Raw genomic sequence first — 19455 nt, forward strand, 5'->3', positions numbered from 1 at the left:
ATGGGGCAGCCCGTGCGTGATTACCTGCTGACGCTCTGTGTCACGGCTGCGGTGACCTATCTGCTGACCGGCCCGGTGCGCAAGTTCGCCATCGCGATCGGGGCGATGCCCGCGATCCGTGCGCGTGACGTCCACCGGGAACCGACACCGAGACTCGGCGGCATCGCCATGTTCGGCGGACTGTGCGCCGGGCTGATCGTCGCGGCCCATCTCCACAACCTCGACTGGGTCTTCCAGCTCTCCAACGAGCCCCGGGCGCTGCTCTCCGGGGCCGCGCTGATCTGGCTGATCGGGGTGCTGGACGACAAGTTCGAGATCGACGCCCTGATCAAGCTCGGCGCCCAGATGATCGCCGCCGCGGTCATGGTCATCCAGGGTCTGACGATCCTGTGGCTGCCGATCCCCGGCGTCGGCACCGTCGCGCTCACCCAGTGGCAGGGCACGCTGCTCACGGTCGCGCTGGTCGTCATCACCATCAACGCGGTCAACTTCGTCGACGGCCTGGACGGCCTCGCGGCGGGCACGGTCTGCATCGCCGCCGCCGCGTTCTTCCTGTACACGTACCGGCTCTGGTACGGGCACATGATCGAGGCCGCGGCCCCGGCGACGCTCTTCACGGCGATCCTGATGGGCATGTGCCTGGGCTTCCTGCCGCACAACATGCACCCGGCCCGGATCTTCATGGGCGACTCGGGCTCGATGCTGATCGGCCTGGTGCTGGCGGCCGGGGCGATCTCCGTCACGGGGCAGGTCGATCCGGACACGATGAAGCTCTTCATGGGCAGCGAGCGCGAGACCACGCACGCGATGCTGCCGGTCTTCATCCCGCTGCTGCTGCCGCTGACGGTCATCGCGATCCCGGCCGCGGACCTGGTGCTGGCGATCGTGCGCCGTACCTGGAACGGGCAGTCGCCGTTCGCGGCGGACCGCGGCCATCTGCACCACCGGCTCCTGGAAATCGGCCATTCCCACAGCCGGTCGGTGCTGATCATGTACTTCTGGTCGGCCCTGATCGCCTTCGGGACGGTCGGTTATTCGGTGCATTCGACGTCCCTGTGGATCGTCCTGGTCGTCATGGGACTGAGCGCGCTGGGTCTCGTACTGCTGCTGATGCCCCGGTTCACGCCGAAGGCGCCGTACTGGGCGGAACGATTCCTGCCGCCCCGCTATCGACGTCGGCGAGGCGGAGGAGGCGGTGCCCATGGGTCCCTCCCGGCGGCCTCCGACGCCCAACAGGGGGCCGGGGCAGGCGAGATGGGGGAGGGCGAGGAGCCGGGCCGGGCGGAACGGGCCGCGGTCGTCGTGGGAGTCTCCGGTGTCAACGGAGCGACCGCGATCGGCGACCACGCACATTTTTCGGACAGAGGCAAGGCCGAATCCGCACATTGAGAATTCGGTCACCAGAGGGCAATACCAGACAAGATATTGAGTTGTCTTGCTCACATGCGCACATTCACTCTCACGTGTGACTGTGAGCACACTTTCTTGGTAAAGACCTCATCAAATAGTTTGTGATACCGTTCACTAAGCCCGGTGACGGAGCCGAGGGACTTGAGTAGCGCGGTCCATCGGCCCGAGGCATCGACTCGGACCGGGCCTACGATCGTCCATGACGACACCCTGCCCACCCCCTGCAAGCGGAGCTGCCGCCATGCCGTCCAACGACGCCCGGACTCTCCTCCAAGCCGCCGTACCCACCGCTGCCGCCGGCGCCGTCGCCGTTGCCGTCAGTGCTGGTGTCGCGGGCGGCGAGGGAGCCCTCGGCGCGCTCGTCGCGACGGTCGTGGTGATTCTCTTCATGGGAATCGGCCTGGTGGTCCTGCAACGGACCGCGCGGTCCCTGCCGCAGTTGTTCCAGGCGATGGGCCTGATGCTCTACACGACGCAACTTCTGCTGTTGTTCGTCTTCGTCGCGGCCTTCAAGGACACGACGATGTTCAACCCGAAGGCGTTCGCGATCACTCTGGTCGCACTGACCCTCGTGTGGATCGGCGCGCAGACGCGCGCACACATGAAGGCCAAGATCCTTTACGTCGAACCCGAGTCCGACAAGGCGGAAAAGCCCAAGAACACGGGCTCGAAGTCGTGAAGGGTAGGGGCGGGATAAGCGAGGGTTCAAGACCCTGCTATCGTCCGGTTCCAACTGCGGCATTGCGGGCGCGGGCATGTGAGCTGACGCCTGCTCGATCGCGAGGCTCAATGCCTGACTGCCGCTCACACATCCGTAACACCAGTCCAGTGCCGAACCGCGGCTGCGCGCCGCGCCGACACAACGAGGTTGCCGTACCTATGCGCCACGCTGAAGGAGCCCGCGGTGAGTGCTGACCCGACACAGGTGCTCGCCTTCGAGACCGATTGCCACATCTTCGCCGATAACGGTTGTGGTTTCCCGGGTCCCGGCCTGCACTCTTTCCTGTTCGAGCCGATCTTCGGTGACGCGGACAGCAACGTCTACTTCAACAAGACGATGCTGCTGGCGCTCCTCGGTACGGTCATCATCGTCGGCTTCTTCTGGGCCGCCTTCCGCAAGCCGAAGATCGTTCCGGGCAAGCTGCAGATGGTGGCCGAGGCCGGCTACGACTTCGTCCGCCGCGGCATCGTCTACGAGACGCTCGGCAAGCGCGAGGGCGAGAAGTACGTCCCGCTGATGGTCTCGATCTTCTTCTTCGTGTGGATGATGAACCTCTGGTCGATCATCCCGCTCGCCCAGTTCCCGGTGACGTCGATCATCGCGTACCCGGCCGGCCTGGCCCTGATCGTCTACGTCCTCTGGATGAGCATCACCTTCAAGCGCCACGGCTTCGTCGGCGGCTTCAAGAACCTGACGGGCTACGACAAGTCGCTCGGCCCGGTGCTCCCGCTGGTCATGGTCATCGAGTTCTTCTCGAACGTCCTGGTCCGGCCCTTCACGCACGCGGTCCGACTCTTCGCGAACATGTTCGCCGGTCACACGCTGCTGCTGCTCTTCACCATCGCCAGCTGGTACCTGCTCAACGGCATCGGCATCGCCTACGCGGGCGTCTCGTTCGTGATGGTCATCGTGATGACCGCCTTCGAGCTGTTCATCCAGGCTGTTCAGGCGTACGTCTTCGTGCTCCTGGCGTGCGCCTTCATCCAGGGCGCCGTCGCCGAGCACCACTGATCGCGCCTCCCATACCCCCAGTCGTCCGGTGGCCAACCCCCACCGGTCCGTGAAAGAGAAGGAAGAACTGGCATGTCCCAGACCCTTGCCGCCGTCACCGGTTCCCTCAGCTCCGTCGGCTACGGCCTGGCCGCCATCGGCCCCGGCGTCGGCGTCGGCATCATCTTCGGTAACGGCACCCAGGCGCTCGCCCGTCAGCCCGAGGCTGCCGGCCTGATCCGCGCCAACCAGATCCTCGGCTTCGCCTTCTGTGAGGCGCTCGCCCTGATCGGTCTGGTCATGCCGTTCGTCTACAGCTGACGAACCGCAACTAGTCCGTTCCGACGAAAGGCACTGATGTGAACCCCCTGGTTCAGCTCGCGGCCTCCGAGGTGGAGAACCCCCTCGTTCCGCCGATCCCTGAGCTTGTCATCGGTCTGATCGCCTTTGTCATCGTCTTCGGCTTCCTCGCCAAGAAGCTCCTCCCGAACATCAACAAGGTTCTGGAAGAGCGCCGCGAGGCCATCGAAGGCGGTATCGAGAAGGCCGATGCGGCCCAGACCGAGGCCCAGAGCGTGCTCGAGCAGTACAAGGCTCAGCTCGCCGAGGCCCGTCACGAGGCCGCGCGCCTGCGCCAGGAGGCACAGGAGCAGGGCGCCGTGATCCTGCAGGAGATGCGGGCGGAAGGCCAGCGGCAGCGCGAGGAGATCATCGCCGCCGGCCACGCCCAGATCGAGGCCGACCGCAAGGCCGCCGCTGCCGCGCTGCGTCAGGACGTGGGCAAGCTCGCCACCGACCTGGCCGGCAAGCTCGTCGGCGAGTCCCTCGAGGACCACGCCCGGCAGAGCGGCACCGTCGACCGTTTCCTCGACGAGCTCGAAGCGAAGGCCGAGGCCGTCCGATGAACGGCTCGAGCCGCGAGGCACTGGCTGCCGCACGTGAGCGTCTCGACGCGCTGACCGACAACACGTCGGTCGACGCGGCGAAGCTCGCCGAGGAGCTGGCCGCCGTCACGGCGCTGCTCCAGCGCGAGGTGTCGCTGCGACGGGTCCTGACCGACCCGTCGCAGGCCGGCGAGGCCAAGGCGGAGCTGGCCGGACGACTGCTGAACGGTCAGGTGGGCGGCGAGACCGTCGACCTGGTCTCCGGCATGGTCCGCTCCCGCTGGTCGCAGTCGCGCGACCTGGTCGACTCGGTCGAGGAGCTGGCGAACATCGCCGACCTCACCGCCGCCCAGCGCAGCGGAGACCTCGACGACGTCGAGGACGAGCTGTTCCGGTTCGGCCGGATCGTGGCCTCCGACAAGGAGCTGCGCGCCGCGCTCACCGACCGGTCCGCGTCCGCGTCCGCCAAGGGGCAGCTGCTGCGCAGCCTGCTCGGCGGCAAGGCGCGGCCCGCCACCGAGCGCGTCATCGTCCGCCTTGTCACCCAGCCGCGTGGACGTAGCCTGGAAGCGGGACTCGAGTCCCTCTCCAAGCTCGCCGCGGAGCGCCGGGAGCGCATGGTCGCCGTGGTCACCTCGGCGGTGCCGCTGAGCGATCGGCAGAAGCAGCGCCTCGGCGCCGCGCTGACGAAGATCTACGGCCGCCCGATGCACCTGAACCTCGACGTGGACCCCACGGTCCTCGGCGGGATCGCGGTGCGGGTCGGTGACGAGGTCATCGACGGCACCATCGCGGAGCGCCTCGAAGAGGCGACCCGTCGCATGGCCGGCTGACCGGCGCAGCAACAGAGACAGAGCAAGACCAGCGGCCCGGTTGGGCCGTGCAGAAATTGCAGAAGATTCCTGGGGGTCGGCCCCCAGACCCCCTTAAGAAACTTCGGGCCCAACAAGGAGAGCAGGGAACCCAGATGGCGGAGCTCACGATCCGGCCGGAGGAGATCCGGGACGCGCTGGAGAACTTTGTCCAGGCGTACAAGCCGGACGCGGCCTCGCGCGAGGAGGTCGGTACGGTCAGCGTTGCCGGCGACGGCATCGCGAAGGTCGAGGGTCTTCCCTCGGCCATGGCGAACGAGCTGCTGAAGTTCGAGGACGGCACCCTCGGTCTCGCCCTCAACCTCGAGGAGCGCGAGATCGGTGCGATCGTCCTCGGCGAGTTCAGCGGCATCGAAGAGGGCCAGCCGGTGCAGCGCACCGGTGAGGTGCTCTCCGTCGGCGTCGGCGAGGGTTACCTCGGCCGCGTCGTCGACCCGCTCGGCAACCCGATCGACGGTCTCGGCGAGATCGCGACCGACAGCCGCCGCGCCCTCGAGCTGCAGGCCCCTGGCGTCATGGTCCGCAAGTCGGTGCACGAGCCGATGCAGACCGGCTACAAGGCCGTCGACGCCATGGTGCCGATCGGCCGCGGCCAGCGTCAGCTGATCATTGGCGACCGTCAGACGGGCAAGACCGCCCTGGCCGTCGACACGATCATCAACCAGCGCGACAACTGGCGCTCGGGCGACGTGAACAAGCAGGTGCGCTGCATCTACGTCGCCATCGGTCAGAAGGGCTCCACCATCGCCTCCGTGCGCGGTGCCCTCGAAGAGGCCGGCGCGCTCGAGTACACGACCATCGTCGCCGCCCCGGCGTCCGACCCGGCCGGCTTCAAGTACCTGGCGCCGTACACCGGTTCGGCCATCGGTCAGCACTGGATGTACCAGGGCAAGCACGTCCTGATCATCTTCGACGACCTCTCGAAGCAGGCCGACGCCTACCGCGCCGTGTCGCTGCTGCTGCGCCGTCCGCCGGGCCGCGAGGCCTACCCGGGCGACGTCTTCTACCTCCACTCGCGTCTGCTGGAGCGCTGCGCGAAGCTCTCCGACGAGATGGGCGCCGGTTCGATGACGGGCCTCCCGATCGTCGAGACCAAGGCGAACGACGTGTCGGCGTTCATCCCGACCAACGTCATCTCCATCACCGACGGCCAGTGCTTCCTGGAGTCCGACCTGTTCAACGCCGGTCAGCGTCCGGCCCTGAACGTCGGTATCTCGGTCTCCCGCGTCGGTGGTTCCGCCCAGCACAAGGCGATGCGCCAGGTCTCCGGCCGTCTCCGCGTGGACCTCGCCCAGTACCGCGAGCTGGAGGCGTTCGCCGCCTTCGGTTCGGACCTGGACGCGGCCTCGAAGGCGTCGCTGGAGCGCGGTAAGCGCATGGTCGAGCTGCTGAAGCAGCCGCAGTACGCCCCGTTCCCGGTCGAGGAGCAGGTCGTCTCCATCTGGGCCGGCACCAACGGCAAGATGGACGACGTCCCGGTCGAGGACATCCGCCGCTTCGAGACGGAGCTGCTGGAGTACCTGCGGCGCGACCGCAAGGACCTCCTCACCAGCATCCGCGAGGGCGCCAAGATGTCCGACGACACGCTGCAGGCGATCGCCGACGCCGTCGCCGCCTTCAAGCAGCAGTTCGAGACCTCGGACGGCAAGCTCCTGGGCGAGGGCTGATCGATGGGCGCTCAGCTTCGCGTTTACAAGCGCCGCATCCGCTCCGTCACCGCCACGAAGAAGATCACCAAGGCGATGGAGATGATCGCCGCCTCGCGCATCGTCAAGGCGCAGCGCCAGGTGGCGGCATCGATGCCGTACGCCACCGAGCTCACCCGCGCGGTGACCGCGGTGGCGACCGGCTCCACCACCAAGCACCCGCTGACCACCGAGGCCGAGACCCCGGCACGGGCCGCGATCCTGCTCATCACGAGCGACCGCGGTCTGGCCGGCGGTTACTCCTCCAACGCCATCAAGGCCGCGGAGCGACTGACCGAGCGGCTCCGGGGCGAGGGCAAGGAGGTCGTCACCTACGTGATCGGCCGCAAGGGCGTCGCCTACTACGGCTTCCGCGAGCGGAAGATCGAGGACTCGTGGACGGGCTTCACCGACAGCCCGACGTACGAGGACGCCAAGCGGGCCGCGGCCCCGCTGATCGAGGCGGTCACCCAGGAGACCGCCGAGGGCGGCGTGGACGAGCTGCACATCGTCTACACGGAGTTCGTGTCGATGATGACGCAGAACCCGGTGGACAACCGGATGCTGCCGCTCAGTCTCGATGCCACGAAGGAGGAGGGCGGCAAGGGCGAGATCCTGCCGCTGTTCGACTTCGAGCCGTCGGCGGAGGACGTCCTCGACGCCCTGCTTCCGCGGTACGTCGAGAGCCGGATCTACAACGCGCTGCTGCAGGCCGCTGCTTCCGAGCACGCCGCCCGCCGCCGCGCGATGAAGTCGGCCACCGACAACGCCGGTGAGCTCATCAAGACGCTCTCCAGGCTTGCCAACGCGGCCCGCCAGGCCGAAATCACCCAGGAAATCAGCGAGATCGTCGGTGGTGCCAGTGCGCTGGCCGACGCGACCGCGGGGAGTGACAAGTAATGACGACGACAGTTGAGACGGCCGTTGCCACGGGCCGCGTCGCCCGGGTCATCGGCCCGGTCGTCGACGTGGAGTTCCCCGTCGACGCGATGCCGGACATCTACAACGCGCTGAACGTCCAGGTGGCCGACCCGGCCGAGGACGGCAAGCTCAAGACGCTGACCCTCGAAGTCGCCCAGCACCTCGGCGACGGCCTGGTCCGCGCGATCTCGATGCAGCCCACCGACGGTCTGGTCCGCCAGGCCGCGGTGACCGACACGGGCACCGGCATCACGGTCCCCGTCGGCGACATCACCAAGGGCAAGGTGTTCAACACCCTCGGTGAGATCCTGAACAAGCCCGAGGCCGAGGCCGAGGTCACCGAGCGCTGGGCGATCCACCGCAAGGCGCCCAACTTCGACCAGCTCGAGTCCAAGACCGAGATGTTCGAGACCGGCGTCAAGGTCATCGACCTCCTCACCCCGTACGTCAAGGGTGGAAAGATCGGTCTGTTCGGTGGTGCCGGTGTCGGCAAGACCGTTCTGATCCAGGAAATGATCTACCGCGTGGCCAACAACCACGACGGTGTGTCGGTGTTCGCCGGTGTCGGTGAGCGCACCCGTGAGGGCAACGACCTCATCGAGGAAATGGCCGACTCGGGCGTCATCGACAAGACGGCGCTCGTCTTCGGTCAGATGGACGAGCCGCCGGGCACGCGTCTGCGCGTCGCGCTGGCCGGTCTGACCATGGCGGAGTACTTCCGCGATGTGCAGAAGCAGGACGTGCTCTTCTTCATCGACAACATCTTCCGGTACACCCAGGCCGGCTCCGAGGTGTCCACCCTGCTCGGCCGCATGCCGTCCGCGGTGGGTTACCAGCCGAACCTGGCCGACGAGATGGGTCTGCTGCAGGAGCGCATCACCTCGACCCGTGGTCACTCGATCACCTCGATGCAGGCGATCTACGTCCCCGCGGACGACCTGACCGACCCGGCCCCGGCCACCACCTTCGCCCACCTCGACGCGACGACGGTTCTCTCCCGTCCGATCTCCGAGAAGGGCATCTACCCGGCCGTGGACCCGCTGGACTCCACGTCCCGCATCCTGGACCCGCGTTACATCGCGGACGACCACTACGCGGCCGCCATGCGCGTCAAGGGGATCCTCCAGAAGTACAAGGACCTCCAGGACATCATCGCGATCCTCGGTATCGACGAGCTGGGCGAGGAGGACAAGCTCGTCGTCCACCGTGCCCGTCGCGTCGAGCGCTTCCTGTCGCAGAACACCCACGTCGCCAAGCAGTTCACCGGCGTGGACGGTTCGGACGTTCCGCTCGACGAGTCGATCGCCGCGTTCAACGCGATCTGCGACGGTGAGTACGACCACTTCCCCGAGCAGGCGTTCTTCATGTGCGGTGGCATCGAGGACCTCAAGGCCAACGCCAAGGAGCTCGGCGTCTCCTGAGCCCCTGGCTCACCGAGGGGGGCGGGGCGTGTCCCGTCCCCCTCACCACGCCCCGTAGAATTGACCCAACACCCGGCTCGAACGGCCGGGTGGTGACCCGAGGAGCCACCCTTGGCTGCTGAGCTGCACGTCGAGCTGGTCGCCGCGGACCGCAGTGTCTGGTCCGGCGAGGCCACCCTGGTCGTCGCGCGCACCACGTCCGGCGACATCGGCGTCATGCCCGGTCACCAGCCGCTTCTGGGTGTGCTGGAATCGGGCCCGGTGACGATCCGTACGAGCGACGGCCAGACCGTGGTCGCCGCTGTGCACGGCGGTTTCATCTCGTTCGCGGACGACAAGCTCTCGCTGCTCGCCGAGATCGCGGAGCTGGCGGACGAGATCGACGTCCAGCGCGCCGAGCGTGCGCTGGAGCGTGCGAAGTCGGACACGGACGCCGCTTCCGAGCGGCGCGCCGAAGTGCGACTGCGTGCGGTGGCGGTGCGCTAGCGCATCGCGACCACGTAGCTTTACCCTCAGCCGCGGCCCGAGCTGGAGAACCCTCCAGACCGTGTCGCGGCTGAGGCGATGCAGGTGCGGTTGTATTCCTGGTGGTATCCGTTACTCGACGACGCGAGGAGGTCGGTGGAGATGTTCCTCGCGCTGTGGGTGGGCGCCCTGGTCATCGCGCTGATTCTGGTCGGGCTCTTCGTCTTCGGTCTGCGCCGGCGGCTGATTCAGCGCTCCGGCGGGACCTTCGACTGCAGCCTGCGGTGGAACGTGCCGGAGGAGCCCGACCTCTCGGGCAAGGGCTGGGTGTACGGGGTCGCCCGGTACAGCGGAGACCGGATCGACTGGTTCCGGGTCTTCTCGTACTCGCCCCGGCCGCGCCGCGGCCTGGAGCGTTCCGCGATCGAGGTGGTCGCGCGCCGGATGCCCGAGGGCGAGGAGGAGCTGGCGCTCCTGTCCGACGCCGTGGTGCTCGGCTGTCTCCACCGGGAGACCCGCCTGGAGCTGGCCATGAGCGAGGACGCGCTGACCGGTTTCCTCGCCTGGCTGGAGGCGGCCCCGCCCGGCCAGCGGGTCAACGTGGCCTGAGCAGGCCCCCGATACGACGGGTCGCACACGAGGCCCCGGACGCGAGGGATCGCGCCCGGGGCCTCGTGCCGTCTCCGGTGGGATTCGGCCGGAGTCACGGTGGGGGAGCGGTGCCCGGAGCCCGGTCGACGGGCCGGTGCGGGGCGGAGCCCCCGTGGGGGAGTGCGGACGTACGAAAGCCGGGGAGACAGGGGGCGGACCTGTCTCCCCGGCTGCTTTTCGGGGGGTTTCGTGCGCGGTGCTGTGCGGGACTACTTCAGGCCGTTGTGGATGGCGCCCACGAGCTCACCGTTGGTGGTGTCACCGCTGAACTCCCAGAAGAACGCGCCTCCCAGGCCCTGGCCCTTCGCCCAGGTCATCTTGGACGTGATGGTGGCCGGGGTGTCGTAGCTCCACCAGTTGGTGCCGCAGTGGGCGTAGGCGGTGCCGGCGACCGTGCCGGTGGCGGGGCAGCTGTTCTTGAGGACCTTGTAGTCCTCGATGCCGGCCTCGTAGGTGGCGGGGGCGGGGCCGGTGGCGGTGCCGCCGGGGGCGTCCTGGGTCACACCGGTCCAGCCGCGGCCGTAGAAGCCGATGCCGAGCAGCAGCTTGGAGGCGGGCACGCCCTGGGTCTTCAGCTTGGCGATGGCGTCGGCGGAGTTGAAGCCGGCCTGCGGGATGCCGTCGTACGAGGTCAGCGGGGAGTGCGGAGCGGTGGGGCCCTTCGCCTCCCAGGCGCCGAAGAAGTCGTAGGTCATCACGTTGTACCAGTTCAGGGACTGGGCGGCGCCTGCGTAGTCGGTGGCGTCGATCTTGCCGCCGGCGGAGGCGTCGGCGGTGATGGCGGCGGTCACCAGGTAGTCCTTGCCGAACTTGGTGCGCAGGGCCGAGGTGAGGCCCTTCAGTGCGTTCGGGCCGCTGGTGTCACAGGTCAGGCCGCAGGCGTTGGGGTACTCCCAGTCGATGTCGATGCCGTCGAAGACATCGGCCCAGCGGGGGTCCTCCACCAGGTTGTAGCAGGACTCGGCGAACGCGGCCGGGTTCTTCGCGGCCTCACCGAAACCGCCGGACCAGGTCCAGCCGCCGAACGACCACAGAACCTTGATGTGCGGGTACTTCGCCTTGAGCTTGCGCAACTGGTTGAAGCTGCCGCGCAGCGGCTGGTCCCAGGTGTCGGCCACGCCGTCGACGGATTTTTCGGCGGTGTACGCCATGTCGTAGTCGGCGTACGCGTCACCGATCGTGCACTTGCCGCCCTGGACGTTGCCGAAGGCGTAGTTGATGTGCGTGATCTTCGCGGCGGAACCCGAGGTGTCCAGGTTCTTGACGTGGTAGTTGCGTCCGTAGACGCCCCAGTCGGTGAAGTAGCCGAGGTTGACCTTGCCGCCCGTGCCCGGGTCGGGGGGAGTGCCGCCGCCGGTGGTGCGGACCTTGACGGAGCCGCTGACCGGGCCGGTCTGGCCGGCGGTGTCCCGGGCCTGCACGGTGTACGAGTAGTCGGTGCCGGCCTTGAGACCGGAGTCCGAGTACGTCGTGCCGGTGACCGTCGAGACCACTGCGCCGTCCCGCAGGACGTCGTAGTTCTTGATGCCGTTGTCGTCGGTCGCGGCGGTCCAGCTCAGCTTGACCGAGGTGTCGGTGACGGCGCTCGCGGTGGGGGTGCCCGGTGCCGAGGGGGCGTTGTCGCCGGGGACGCTGCCGCCGTCGCAGGAGGCGCCGTTCAGCTTGCAGCCGGTGGGGGCGCCGGTGCCGGTGCCGTTGAAGCCGAAGCTGACGGAGGCACCGGGGGCGACCGTGCCGTTCCAGCCGAGGTTCTTGGCGGTCCAGTGGGTTCCGGAGCTGGTGACGGTGGCGTCCCAGGCGGAGCCGACCGCGGTGCCGGAGGGGAAGTCCCACTCGATGGTCCAGGAGGAAAGGGCGGTGGTGCCGGTGTTCTTCACCGTCCACTGGCCCTCGAAGCCGCTGCCCCAGTCGGATTTCTTGACGAAGGAGGCGGTTGCCGAAGTGGCGGCCTCGGCGGGGGAGGCCAGGCCGACCATCGCGGCGAGCGGAAGGATCAGGGCGGTGAGGCCCGCGACCGCTCTGGATCTGTTGGCTCTGCCGTGCCCGAGTCTGAGTCGGGTACGGCGTAGGGGGGTTTCAGTGCTCAACGGTGCTCCTCGGGTGAGGTCCGGACAAACGGGGTGGTCCGTGGACTGCAAACCCTGCGCCGCCCTGAGCGCGCCTTGTCATGGCGTACTCACCGCAGTGTGTCCGGTGAGATTAGGAAGGTCTGGACCAATCGTCAAGAGGTCCAGACCAAAGATCACACCGTGACCGCTCGTTCCTCAGACGCCCAACTCCTGCGCCAGCACCGCCGCCTGGACCCGGCTGCGCAGCCCCAGCTTGCCCAGCAACCTGCTGACGTGCGTCTTCACCGTCGCCTCCGCCATGGAGAGCCGTACCGCGATCTCGGCGTTCGACAACCCCTCGCCGAGACAGCCGAGAACCTCCCGCTCCCGTCGGGTGAGCGTGTCCAGCATTGAGGGGTCGGGCGCGTTCCCCGGCCGTACGGGAGCGGTCCCGGCGAACTCGGCGATCAGACGCCGCGTCACGGCCGGGGCGATCAGCCCCTCGCCGCGCGCCACCGTGCGTACCGCTTCGAGCAGATCGCGCGCCTCGGTGTTCTTCAGCAGGAAGCCCGCGGCCCCCGCCCGCAACGCCCCGAAGACGTACTCGTCCAGGTCGAACGTGGTCAGCACCAGGACGTCCGCGAGCCGCTCGGCCACCACCTGTCCGGTCGCCGACACCCCGTCCAGCCGCGGCATCTGAATGTCCATCAGCACCAGGTCCGGGCGCAGCTCGCGGGCCAGGCGCACCGCCTCCTCGCCGTCCCCGGCCTCGCCGACGACCTCGATGTCGGACGCGCTGCGCAGGATAAGCACCAGCCCGGCCCGGACGGCCGACTGGTCCTCGGCGACCACAACCCGGATCGTCATGTTCTCGATACCCCTTCCTCCACGGGCAGTTCGGCCCGTACCCGCCAGACTCCCGTCCCGTCGCCGGTGAGCGAGGGGCCCGCCTCGATCGTGCCGCCCAGCAGCGCCACTCGTTCCCGCATCCCCACCAGACCGGCCCCCGAGCCGGGCGCACGGGGTCCGGGACGTTCCCCGAGCACACTGCTGACCTCGATCGTGAGCGTCCGGTCGGACTGGCCGAGCCGCACCCCGACCGGGCCGGGCGCGGCGTGCTTGAGCGCATTGGTCAAGGACTCCTGGACGATCCGGTACGTGGCCAGCTCGACCGGTGCGGGCAGCGGGCCCCGGTCCTCGCGGGCGTCCTCGAACGTGCAGGTCAGCCCGCTCGACGCGGCGTTCGTGCGGGTCTGCTCGATCAGCGCGTCCAGTGAGGCGAGGGTGGGCGAGGCGGCGGGCTCCGAGGAGCTGCCGCCGGTGCGCAGCAGCCCGATCAGCCGGCGCATCTCGGCGAGGCCGTCGACGCTGTTCTCCCGGATCACCCCCAGCGCGTCGCGCGAGGTGACCGGGTCGTCGATGGAGAGCGCGGCGGTGGAGTGGATGGCGATCGCCGACAGATGGTTGGCCACCATGTCGTGCAGCTCGCGGGCCATCCGGGTGCGTTCGGCGGTCACCGCCTGGGCCCGGTCCATCTCGGCCAGCAGCGCGGTCTGTTCGGCGTGCAGCCGGGCCGTCTCGGCGGCGTCGCGGTGGTTGCGGACGCTCACCCCGGTGAGGGCGGGCAGGAACGAGATCATGCCGGTGACGACACCGACGAGCAGCGCCTGCGGGTTGCGGAACCAGGCCAGGAAGCCGATCGTGACGGCGACCATGATCAGGAACGTGGTCACCGGGATGCGGCGGGCGGCGGACGGCTTCCCGTACAGCACGGCCGCGTACACCAGGTCCGTGAACATCAGGACCGTCGCCAGGTTCCCGACCGTGAACTGGTCCGCGACCAGGGCGAGCGTGCCGACGACCAGTCCCGTCTGCGGGGCGGCCCTGCGCAGCAGTTCGAGCCCGGAGACGACGACGAGCGGCACCAGACAGACCCAGGGGGCGGTGAAGGTCCGGTTGCCCTGGAGGTGCAGCCCGACCAGCCACAGGAGCACGCCGCCGGCCAGGCCGAGGGCGGCCAGGAGCACGTCGTGGCGGTGCGGGCGGGGAAAGGAGAACACCCTCCCATCCAACACGGCCTCCCGTGCCGGGGCCTCCCTACCGGGGCCGAGGCGCCAGTACATCGAAGGATGCAGTCCGGGTTCGTCATCGCCGACGACGATCGGGCCCCGGCCGGCCGGAAGACTGGAGTGGACCGGAAGGGGAGATGCCGTGATCGTCACGCTGATCGTGCTCTGCGAAGTCGCCTTCTGGGTGCTGCTGGCCGCGGGACTCGCGCTGCGGTACCTGGCGAAGAAGCCGCGGCTGGGCGCCGCCGTGCTGCTGTGCGAGCCGCTGCTGGAGGTGGTGCTGCTGGTGGTGACGGCGATCGACCTGAAGAACGGCGCGGTGCCCGACTGGAAGCACGGGCTGGCCGCGGTCTACATCGGCTTCACGGTCGGCCTCGGCCACTCGACGATCCGCTGGGTCGACGCCCGGGTCGCCCACCGCTTCGCGGGCGGGCCGCCGCCGGTGAAGCCGCCGAAGTACGGCATGGCCCGCGCGGCGCACGAGTGGCGGGTCGCCGCACGGTGGACCGTCGCGGCGGTGACGGCGCTGGCGCTGCTCCAGGCGGCGGTCTGGTACGTCGGCGGGGACGGGGACGTGTCGACGCTGCAGGCGTGGCAGCAGAAGATGCTGTTCGTGATCGGGCTCAACCTGGTCATCGCGGTGAGCTACACGCTGTTCCCGAAGACGGAACCGAAGACGGAGCAGAAGGCGGAGCAGGAAACGGAGCCGAAGACGTTGCGCTGACACCGGTTCGGCCCGGTCCGGCAGTCGACTGCCGGACCGGGCCTTTCACGTCGGCACGAGCGGGACCCCAGGGGCCGGAGACCGGTGGGTTACCGTTCGCCGCCCGGGACCCACAGCACGTCGCCGAGTTCCTTGTTCGCCGTCCGCGCGAGGATGAACAGCAGGTCGGAGAGCCGGTTGAGGTACGTCGCCGTCAGCGCGTTCATCGTGTCGCCGTGCACCTCCAGCGCCGCCCAGGTGGACCGCTCCGCGCGCCGGACCACCGTGCACGCCTGGTGCAGCAGCGCCGCCCCCGGCGTACCGCCCGGCAGGATGAAGCTGCGCAGCTTCTCCAGCTGCTCCAGGAAGTGGTCGCAGTCCGCCTCCAGCTTGTCGACGTAGCTCTGCTCGACCCGCAGCGGCGGGTACTTCGGGTCCTCGACGACCGGCGTCGACAGGTCCGCGCCCACGTCGAAGAGGTCGTTCTGCACGCGGACGAGTACCTTCACGACCTCCTCGGGGAGCTGCCCGAGCGCGATCGCGGTGCCGATGACGGCATTGGCCTCGTTGGCGTCGGCGTACGCGGAGATCCGCAGGTCCGTCTTGGCGGTCCGGCTCATGTCGCCGAGGGCGGTGGTGCCCTGGTCGCCGGTGCGCGTGTAGATACGTGTCAGGTTGACCATGCCGTCAGGCTAGTGCCCCTCCCGGCAGACATTGCCGGTCACGGCACGCCGGGGAGGGGCACGGCTCACGCCCCGGTCCGGTGGAAGACCCGGGCGCCCAGCGCCACGGACCCGGCCGCGAGGGCGACCGCCACCAGTGCCCCGTACAGCATGTCCGCGGTGGCGTACGCGCCCACGTACGCGTCCCGCACCGCGTCCACGAGGTGACGCAGCGGCGTGAGGCGCGAGGCGGTGTCCAGCCAGGCGGGCCCCAGGGTCATCGGCAGCATCAGGCCGGAGAGCAGCATCACCGGCATGGTGACCGCGTTGATGACGGGGCCGAACTCCTGCGGCGTCGCGACCTTCATGGCCAGCGCGTAGGACAGCGAGGCCAGTGCGACCGTCAGCAGCCCGACGAACGCGAAGCCGATCAGGACCCCGGGCAGCGGCGCGCGCAACCCCATGACCAGGGCGGCCAGCACCAGCAGCACCGCCTGGAGGACGAAGAGCACGGCGTCCCGCAGCACCCGGCCCAGCAGCAGCGCCAGCCTGCTGACCGGGGTCACCCGCATCCGCTCCACCACTCCCGAGGACTTCTCGACGATGATCGAGAAACCGGTGAACGAGGCGCCGAACAGGGTGAGTTGGAGCAGCAGTCCGGGTACCAGGACCTGCCAGGAGTCACCGGTCGAGCCGAGCGGCAGATCGCTCAGGAGCGGGCCGAAGAAGAGCAGGTACAGCAGTGGCATCAGGACGCCGAAGAGCATCTGGAAACGGGAGCGCAGGGTCTGGCGGGCGTACCGGCCGAGGACGAGCGCGGTGTCGTGCAGAAGCATCGGCGGTCCTGGAGGGAGAGGGGTGCGGGACCTGCGGGCGCGGGGGTCCGGCCGGTGATGGCGAGGAAGGTGTCCTGGAGGGAGGCGGTGGGGGAGCCGGTGTACTCGGTCCTCAGCGCGGCCGGGGTGCCCTCGGCCACGACCGCTCCCAGGTCGATCACGATCAGCCGGTCGGCGAGCTCGTCCGCCTCGTCGAGGTGGTGGGTGGTGAGGACGACCGTCGTGCCGAAGCCGTCGCGCAGCCCGCGCACCAGCTCCCACAGGCCGGCGCGGCCGGCCGGGTCGAGTCCGGTGGTGGGCTCGTCGAGGAAGAGGACGGACGGGCGGTGGGTGAGGGCCATCGCGATGTCCAGGCGCCGCCGTTGGCCGCCCGAGAGCGTGACCGCCTTCCGGTCGAGCAGCCCGTCGAGGCCGAGGGCGTGCGTCAGTTCCGCGGCCCGCGCGGTCGCCTCCGCCTTGCCCAGCCGGTACAGCCGTCCCTGGGTGACCAGCTCCTCCCGCACGGTCAGGTACGGGTCGACGCCGCCGGACTGGGCGACGTACCCGCACGCCGCGCGGACCCCGGCCGGGTCGCCGACCAGGTCGTGCCCGGCGACGGTGGCCGTGCCACCGGTGGGGGCGAGCAGCGTGGTCAGCATCCGCAGGGTGGTGGACTTGCCCGCCCCGTTGGGGCCGAGGAGGCCGACGATCTCACCGGCCGCGACCGTCAGGTCGACGGACCGCACGGCGTGCACCGGCCCGCTCCTGCTGTCGAAGGTCCGGGAGAGCCCGGACGCACTGATGATTGGCATAGTGAACACAAAAACAGAGACACCCAAAAAATGCAATGACACCAATTTTTCATGGGCTCATGCCGGACGCCTACGATGAGGGGATGACCGAGGGACTCAGGGAGCGCAAGAAGCGCCAGGCCAGGCAGCACATCTCGGACCTCGCGACCGGGCTGTTCCTGGAGCGCGGCTTCATGGCGGTGACCGTCGCCGAGATCGCCGAGCTGGCGGACGTCTCCGTGAACACGGTGTACAACTACTTCCCGGCCAAGGAGGACCTCTTCCTCGACCGGATGAAGGGCGTCACCCAGCGGGTGGCCCGGTTCGTCCGAGCCCGCGACAAGGGCGAGTCGGCGGCCGAGGCGGTCCTGCGGGAGCTGCGGGCCCTGGTCGTCTCGGTCTCGCCGGAACTCGGACTGATGGACGGCTTCGCCCGCTTCATGCGGGTCGTCGAGGAGGCGCCCACCCTCCAGGCCCGCCTCGCCCGCCTCCAGCGGGAGGTGCTCGACGCCGTCGTCACCACCCTGCGCGAGGAGACCGGTGCGGCGGCGGACGATCCGCTGCCGGGGCTGGTCGGCGGTCAGCTCGCCTGGATCGAGGGGGCCCTCGTCGGCCACATCGGCCAGGAGATGCTGGCCGGACGCAAGGCGGTCGACGTCTCCCGCGACGCACTCGTCCTGCTCGACGAGATCGAGGAGCTTCTCGGCGAAAAGGTCCTCAACTACGCCCGGCGCGCCGCCGGATGACGGACCCCGGTGTGATGTCCGTCATTTGAGACGTGACGCGCATCTCTTCGGGGCCCCAGCGCCCCTCACGGGTACTAATCTCCGCCGGAGAGCATGTGAACAACCGTTGAGACCGGCCGTGCAGGGACCAGCTGCAGAGGCGTACAGAAACCAAGGGGTGCAGACGTGGCCAGGAAGCTCGCCGTCATCGGGGCCGGACTCATGGGGTCCGGCATCGCGCAGGTCTCCGCCCAGGCGGGCTGGGACGTGGTGCTGCGCGACGTCACCGACGAGGCCCTGACCCGCGGACGCGACGGCATCAAGGCCTCGTACGACAAGTTCGTCTCCAAGGGCAAGCTGGCGGCGGCCGACGCCGAGGCCGCGCTCGCCCGCATCACCACCACCACCGACCTCGACGCGGTCGCCGACGCGGACGTCGTCGTCGAGGCCGTCTTCGAGAAGCTGGAGGTCAAGCACGAGATCTTCCGGGCGCTCGACAAGATCGTCCGCGAGGACACCGTGCTCGCCTCCAACACCTCCGCCATCCCGATCACCAAGATCGCGGCCGTGACGGAGCGCCCCGAGCGCGTCGTCGGCGTGCACTTCTTCTCGCCGGTCCCGATGATGCAGCTCTGCGAACTCGTGCGCGGCTACAAGACCAGCGACGAAACCCTCGCCACCGCGCGGGAGTTCGCCGAGTCCGTCGGCAAGACCTGCATCGTCGTCAACCGCGACGTCGCCGGCTTCGTCACCACCCGGCTGATCTCGGCGCTCGTCGTCGAGGCCGCCAAGCTGTACGAGTCGGGCGTCGCCTCGGCCGAGGACATCGACATCGCCTGCAAGCTGGGCTTCGGCCACGCCATGGGCCCGCTCGCCACGGCGGACCTGACCGGCGTCGACATCCTGCTGCACGCCACGAGCAACATCTACACCGAGTCCCAGGACGAGAAGTTCGCCGCACCGGAGCTGATGCGCCGGATGGTGGACGCAGGTGACATCGGCCGCAAGAGCGGGCAGGGCTTCTACACGTACTGATCGTTTTCGGTCCTCCGGTTGCCCGATCCGCCGTCGATCGGGCCCGGAGGCCCGGGGGGCATCTTCCGGAGACCGTGGACCCACGCGAATCCTGGCCGGGCCTTGGTCACTCCACGGAGTGAATTCGGTATCGGTTCGCTTACAGACGGCAACCTCTCCGTCTCCGCCGCAGTCAGTTGTGGGAGAGACGGCACAGACAGACGAACCTTGTTACGGAGCATTCCGGGGAGCGCATATGCACATCAGGGGCGACCACGCCGAGCTGGTCGTCGGGGGCCGCCTCGACGTCCGAAGCGCGGCGGACGCCCGTACGGCCCTGCACTCGGCCCTCGACGACGGAGTCGGCGACCTGGTGCTCGACCTGACCGAGCTGGATTCCTGGGACGCCACCGGACTCGGCGTCATCATGGGCGCACACCGCCGCGCCGGACGCGCCGGACGGCGACTGGTGCTCCGCGGCGTACCGCCGCAGATGCAGCGCTTGTTGGTGGCGACCCGGCTGCATCGCATTCTGGCCATCGAGGGCGGAATCGCCGCGGACTCGCTGCCGCGCGTGTAGGACCCGCACGGTCTCGTGCCGCGGTTCC

21 protein-coding genes are annotated in these 19455 nt (G+C 68.9%); 15 read left to right on the forward strand and 6 right to left on the reverse strand.

The window, feature by feature from the left end:
- From ACWCXX_RS18030 to ACWCXX_RS18080, 11 genes are all read left to right on the forward strand, one after another.
- Positions 1-1389, forward strand: coding sequence for an MraY family glycosyltransferase (locus tag ACWCXX_RS18030; RefSeq protein ID WP_451128254.1), 1389 nt, complete (start codon positions 1-3; stop codon positions 1387-1389).
- 262 nt (positions 1390-1651) lie between these two features.
- Positions 1652-2089: a hypothetical protein gene (locus tag ACWCXX_RS18035; RefSeq protein WP_451128256.1), complete on the forward strand. Its 438-nt coding sequence runs from the start codon at positions 1652-1654 to the stop codon at positions 2087-2089.
- A gap of 210 nt (positions 2090-2299) precedes the next feature.
- Positions 2300-3142: a F0F1 ATP synthase subunit A gene (gene atpB, locus ACWCXX_RS18040; protein WP_451128449.1), complete on the forward strand. Its 843-nt coding sequence runs from the start codon at positions 2300-2302 to the stop codon at positions 3140-3142.
- Between the two features lie 72 nt (positions 3143-3214).
- Complete coding sequence (gene atpE / locus ACWCXX_RS18045) at positions 3215-3442, forward strand: ATP synthase F0 subunit C (RefSeq protein ID WP_030386954.1); 228 nt, start codon at positions 3215-3217, stop codon at positions 3440-3442.
- A gap of 38 nt (positions 3443-3480) precedes the next feature.
- A complete protein-coding gene (locus ACWCXX_RS18050; protein WP_451128258.1) occupies positions 3481-4026 on the forward strand; it encodes a F0F1 ATP synthase subunit B in 546 nt (181 codons plus the stop codon).
- Entirely contained in the window at positions 4023-4838 is an 816-nt protein-coding gene (locus ACWCXX_RS18055; protein ID WP_451128260.1) for a F0F1 ATP synthase subunit delta, read from the forward strand. Before ACWCXX_RS18050 ends, ACWCXX_RS18055 begins: the two co-directional genes overlap by 4 nt.
- Before the next feature lie 134 nt (positions 4839-4972).
- A complete protein-coding gene (gene atpA / locus ACWCXX_RS18060) occupies positions 4973-6544 on the forward strand; it encodes a F0F1 ATP synthase subunit alpha (RefSeq protein WP_451128262.1) in 1572 nt (523 codons plus the stop codon).
- Between the two features lie 3 nt (positions 6545-6547).
- Positions 6548-7462, forward strand: coding sequence for a F0F1 ATP synthase subunit gamma (locus tag ACWCXX_RS18065; RefSeq protein WP_451128264.1), 915 nt, complete (start codon positions 6548-6550; stop codon positions 7460-7462).
- Complete coding sequence (atpD, locus tag ACWCXX_RS18070) at positions 7462-8904, forward strand: F0F1 ATP synthase subunit beta (RefSeq protein ID WP_451128266.1); 1443 nt, start codon at positions 7462-7464, stop codon at positions 8902-8904. The genes ACWCXX_RS18065 and atpD overlap by 1 nt, the downstream gene beginning before the upstream one ends.
- A gap of 111 nt (positions 8905-9015) precedes the next feature.
- Entirely contained in the window at positions 9016-9390 is a 375-nt protein-coding gene (locus ACWCXX_RS18075) for a F0F1 ATP synthase subunit epsilon (RefSeq protein ID WP_259931878.1), read from the forward strand.
- 141 nt (positions 9391-9531) lie between these two features.
- Positions 9532-9978: a DUF2550 domain-containing protein gene (locus tag ACWCXX_RS18080; protein WP_451128451.1), complete on the forward strand. Its 447-nt coding sequence runs from the start codon at positions 9532-9534 to the stop codon at positions 9976-9978.
- A 251-nt stretch (positions 9979-10229) separates the two neighbouring features.
- On the opposite strand, the gene ACWCXX_RS18085 is transcribed toward ACWCXX_RS18080, so the two are convergent.
- The 3 genes from ACWCXX_RS18085 to ACWCXX_RS18095 all read right to left on the reverse strand — a co-directional run bounded on the left by ACWCXX_RS18085 (position 10230) and on the right by ACWCXX_RS18095 (position 14128).
- Positions 10230-12107 carry a glycosyl hydrolase family 18 protein gene (locus ACWCXX_RS18085; protein ID WP_451128268.1) on the reverse strand — a complete coding sequence of 626 codons (1878 nt, stop codon included), beginning with the start codon at positions 12105-12107 and terminating at the stop codon, positions 10230-10232.
- A 177-nt stretch (positions 12108-12284) separates the two neighbouring features.
- On the reverse strand, positions 12285-12935 hold the full coding sequence (locus ACWCXX_RS18090; RefSeq protein WP_451128270.1) for a response regulator: 651 nt from the start codon (positions 12933-12935) through the stop codon (positions 12285-12287).
- Positions 12932-14128 carry a sensor histidine kinase gene (locus ACWCXX_RS18095; RefSeq protein WP_451128272.1) on the reverse strand — a complete coding sequence of 399 codons (1197 nt, stop codon included), beginning with the start codon at positions 14126-14128 and terminating at the stop codon, positions 12932-12934. Before ACWCXX_RS18095 ends, ACWCXX_RS18090 begins: the two co-directional genes overlap by 4 nt.
- Positions 14129-14279: 151 nt before the next feature.
- Here ACWCXX_RS18095 and ACWCXX_RS18100 point away from each other — a divergent pair, with 151 nt between their 5' ends.
- Complete coding sequence (locus tag ACWCXX_RS18100; RefSeq protein WP_451128274.1) at positions 14280-14861, forward strand: hypothetical protein; 582 nt, start codon at positions 14280-14282, stop codon at positions 14859-14861.
- An 89-nt stretch (positions 14862-14950) separates the two neighbouring features.
- Here ACWCXX_RS18100 and ACWCXX_RS18105 read toward each other — a convergent pair whose 3' ends face one another.
- From ACWCXX_RS18105 to ACWCXX_RS18115, 3 genes are all read right to left on the reverse strand, one after another.
- Entirely contained in the window at positions 14951-15523 is a 573-nt protein-coding gene (locus ACWCXX_RS18105) for a cob(I)yrinic acid a,c-diamide adenosyltransferase (protein ID WP_451128276.1), read from the reverse strand.
- A 65-nt stretch (positions 15524-15588) separates the two neighbouring features.
- A complete protein-coding gene (locus ACWCXX_RS18110; protein WP_451128277.1) occupies positions 15589-16338 on the reverse strand; it encodes an ABC transporter permease in 750 nt (249 codons plus the stop codon).
- Positions 16251-17129 (reverse strand): ABC transporter ATP-binding protein, encoded by an 879-nt coding sequence (locus ACWCXX_RS18115; protein ID WP_451128279.1) that lies wholly within the window; start codon positions 17127-17129, stop codon positions 16251-16253. Before ACWCXX_RS18115 ends, ACWCXX_RS18110 begins: the two co-directional genes overlap by 88 nt.
- An 83-nt stretch (positions 17130-17212) precedes the next feature.
- Between ACWCXX_RS18115 and ACWCXX_RS18120 the strand changes: the two genes are divergently transcribed.
- The 3 genes from ACWCXX_RS18120 (at position 17213) to ACWCXX_RS18130 (ending at position 19427) form a co-directional block, all read left to right on the forward strand.
- Positions 17213-17854 carry a TetR/AcrR family transcriptional regulator gene (locus ACWCXX_RS18120; RefSeq protein ID WP_451128281.1) on the forward strand — a complete coding sequence of 214 codons (642 nt, stop codon included), beginning with the start codon at positions 17213-17215 and terminating at the stop codon, positions 17852-17854.
- A gap of 165 nt (positions 17855-18019) precedes the next feature.
- Complete coding sequence (locus tag ACWCXX_RS18125; RefSeq protein ID WP_451128283.1) at positions 18020-18868, forward strand: 3-hydroxyacyl-CoA dehydrogenase family protein; 849 nt, start codon at positions 18020-18022, stop codon at positions 18866-18868.
- A 235-nt stretch (positions 18869-19103) separates the two neighbouring features.
- Complete coding sequence (locus ACWCXX_RS18130) at positions 19104-19427, forward strand: STAS domain-containing protein (protein WP_072486732.1); 324 nt, start codon at positions 19104-19106, stop codon at positions 19425-19427.
- Positions 19428-19455: the final 28 nt, after the last annotated feature.

It is taken from the genome of Streptomyces sp. NPDC001732 (genome assembly GCF_053596315.1).

Excerpts from the sequence above, each read along its gene's own strand:
- atpE (WP_030386954.1), top strand. The coding sequence starts at position 3,215 with ATGTCCCAGACCCTTGCCGCCGTCACCGGTTCCCTCAGCTCCGTCGGC.
- ACWCXX_RS18065 (WP_451128264.1), top strand. The coding sequence starts at position 6,548 with ATGGGCGCTCAGCTTCGCGTTTACAAGCGCCGCATCCGCTCCGTCACC.
- ACWCXX_RS18105 (WP_451128276.1), bottom strand. The coding sequence starts at position 15,523 with ATGGTCAACCTGACACGTATCTACACGCGCACCGGCGACCAGGGCACC.
- ACWCXX_RS18035 (WP_451128256.1), top strand. The coding sequence starts at position 1,652 with ATGCCGTCCAACGACGCCCGGACTCTCCTCCAAGCCGCCGTACCCACC.
- ACWCXX_RS18090 (WP_451128270.1), bottom strand. The coding sequence starts at position 12,935 with ATGACGATCCGGGTTGTGGTCGCCGAGGACCAGTCGGCCGTCCGGGCC.
- ACWCXX_RS18130 (WP_072486732.1), top strand. The coding sequence starts at position 19,104 with ATGCACATCAGGGGCGACCACGCCGAGCTGGTCGTCGGGGGCCGCCTC.
- ACWCXX_RS18055 (WP_451128260.1), top strand. The coding sequence starts at position 4,023 with ATGAACGGCTCGAGCCGCGAGGCACTGGCTGCCGCACGTGAGCGTCTC.
- ACWCXX_RS18115 (WP_451128279.1), bottom strand. The coding sequence starts at position 17,129 with ATGCCAATCATCAGTGCGTCCGGGCTCTCCCGGACCTTCGACAGCAGG.
- atpD (WP_451128266.1), top strand. The coding sequence starts at position 7,462 with ATGACGACGACAGTTGAGACGGCCGTTGCCACGGGCCGCGTCGCCCGG.
- ACWCXX_RS18080 (WP_451128451.1), top strand. The coding sequence starts at position 9,532 with ATGTTCCTCGCGCTGTGGGTGGGCGCCCTGGTCATCGCGCTGATTCTG.
- ACWCXX_RS18120 (WP_451128281.1), top strand. The coding sequence starts at position 17,213 with ATGACCGAGGGACTCAGGGAGCGCAAGAAGCGCCAGGCCAGGCAGCAC.
- atpA (WP_451128262.1), top strand. The coding sequence starts at position 4,973 with ATGGCGGAGCTCACGATCCGGCCGGAGGAGATCCGGGACGCGCTGGAG.
- ACWCXX_RS18030 (WP_451128254.1), top strand. The coding sequence starts at position 1 with ATGGGGCAGCCCGTGCGTGATTACCTGCTGACGCTCTGTGTCACGGCT.
- ACWCXX_RS18110 (WP_451128277.1), bottom strand. The coding sequence starts at position 16,338 with ATGCTTCTGCACGACACCGCGCTCGTCCTCGGCCGGTACGCCCGCCAG.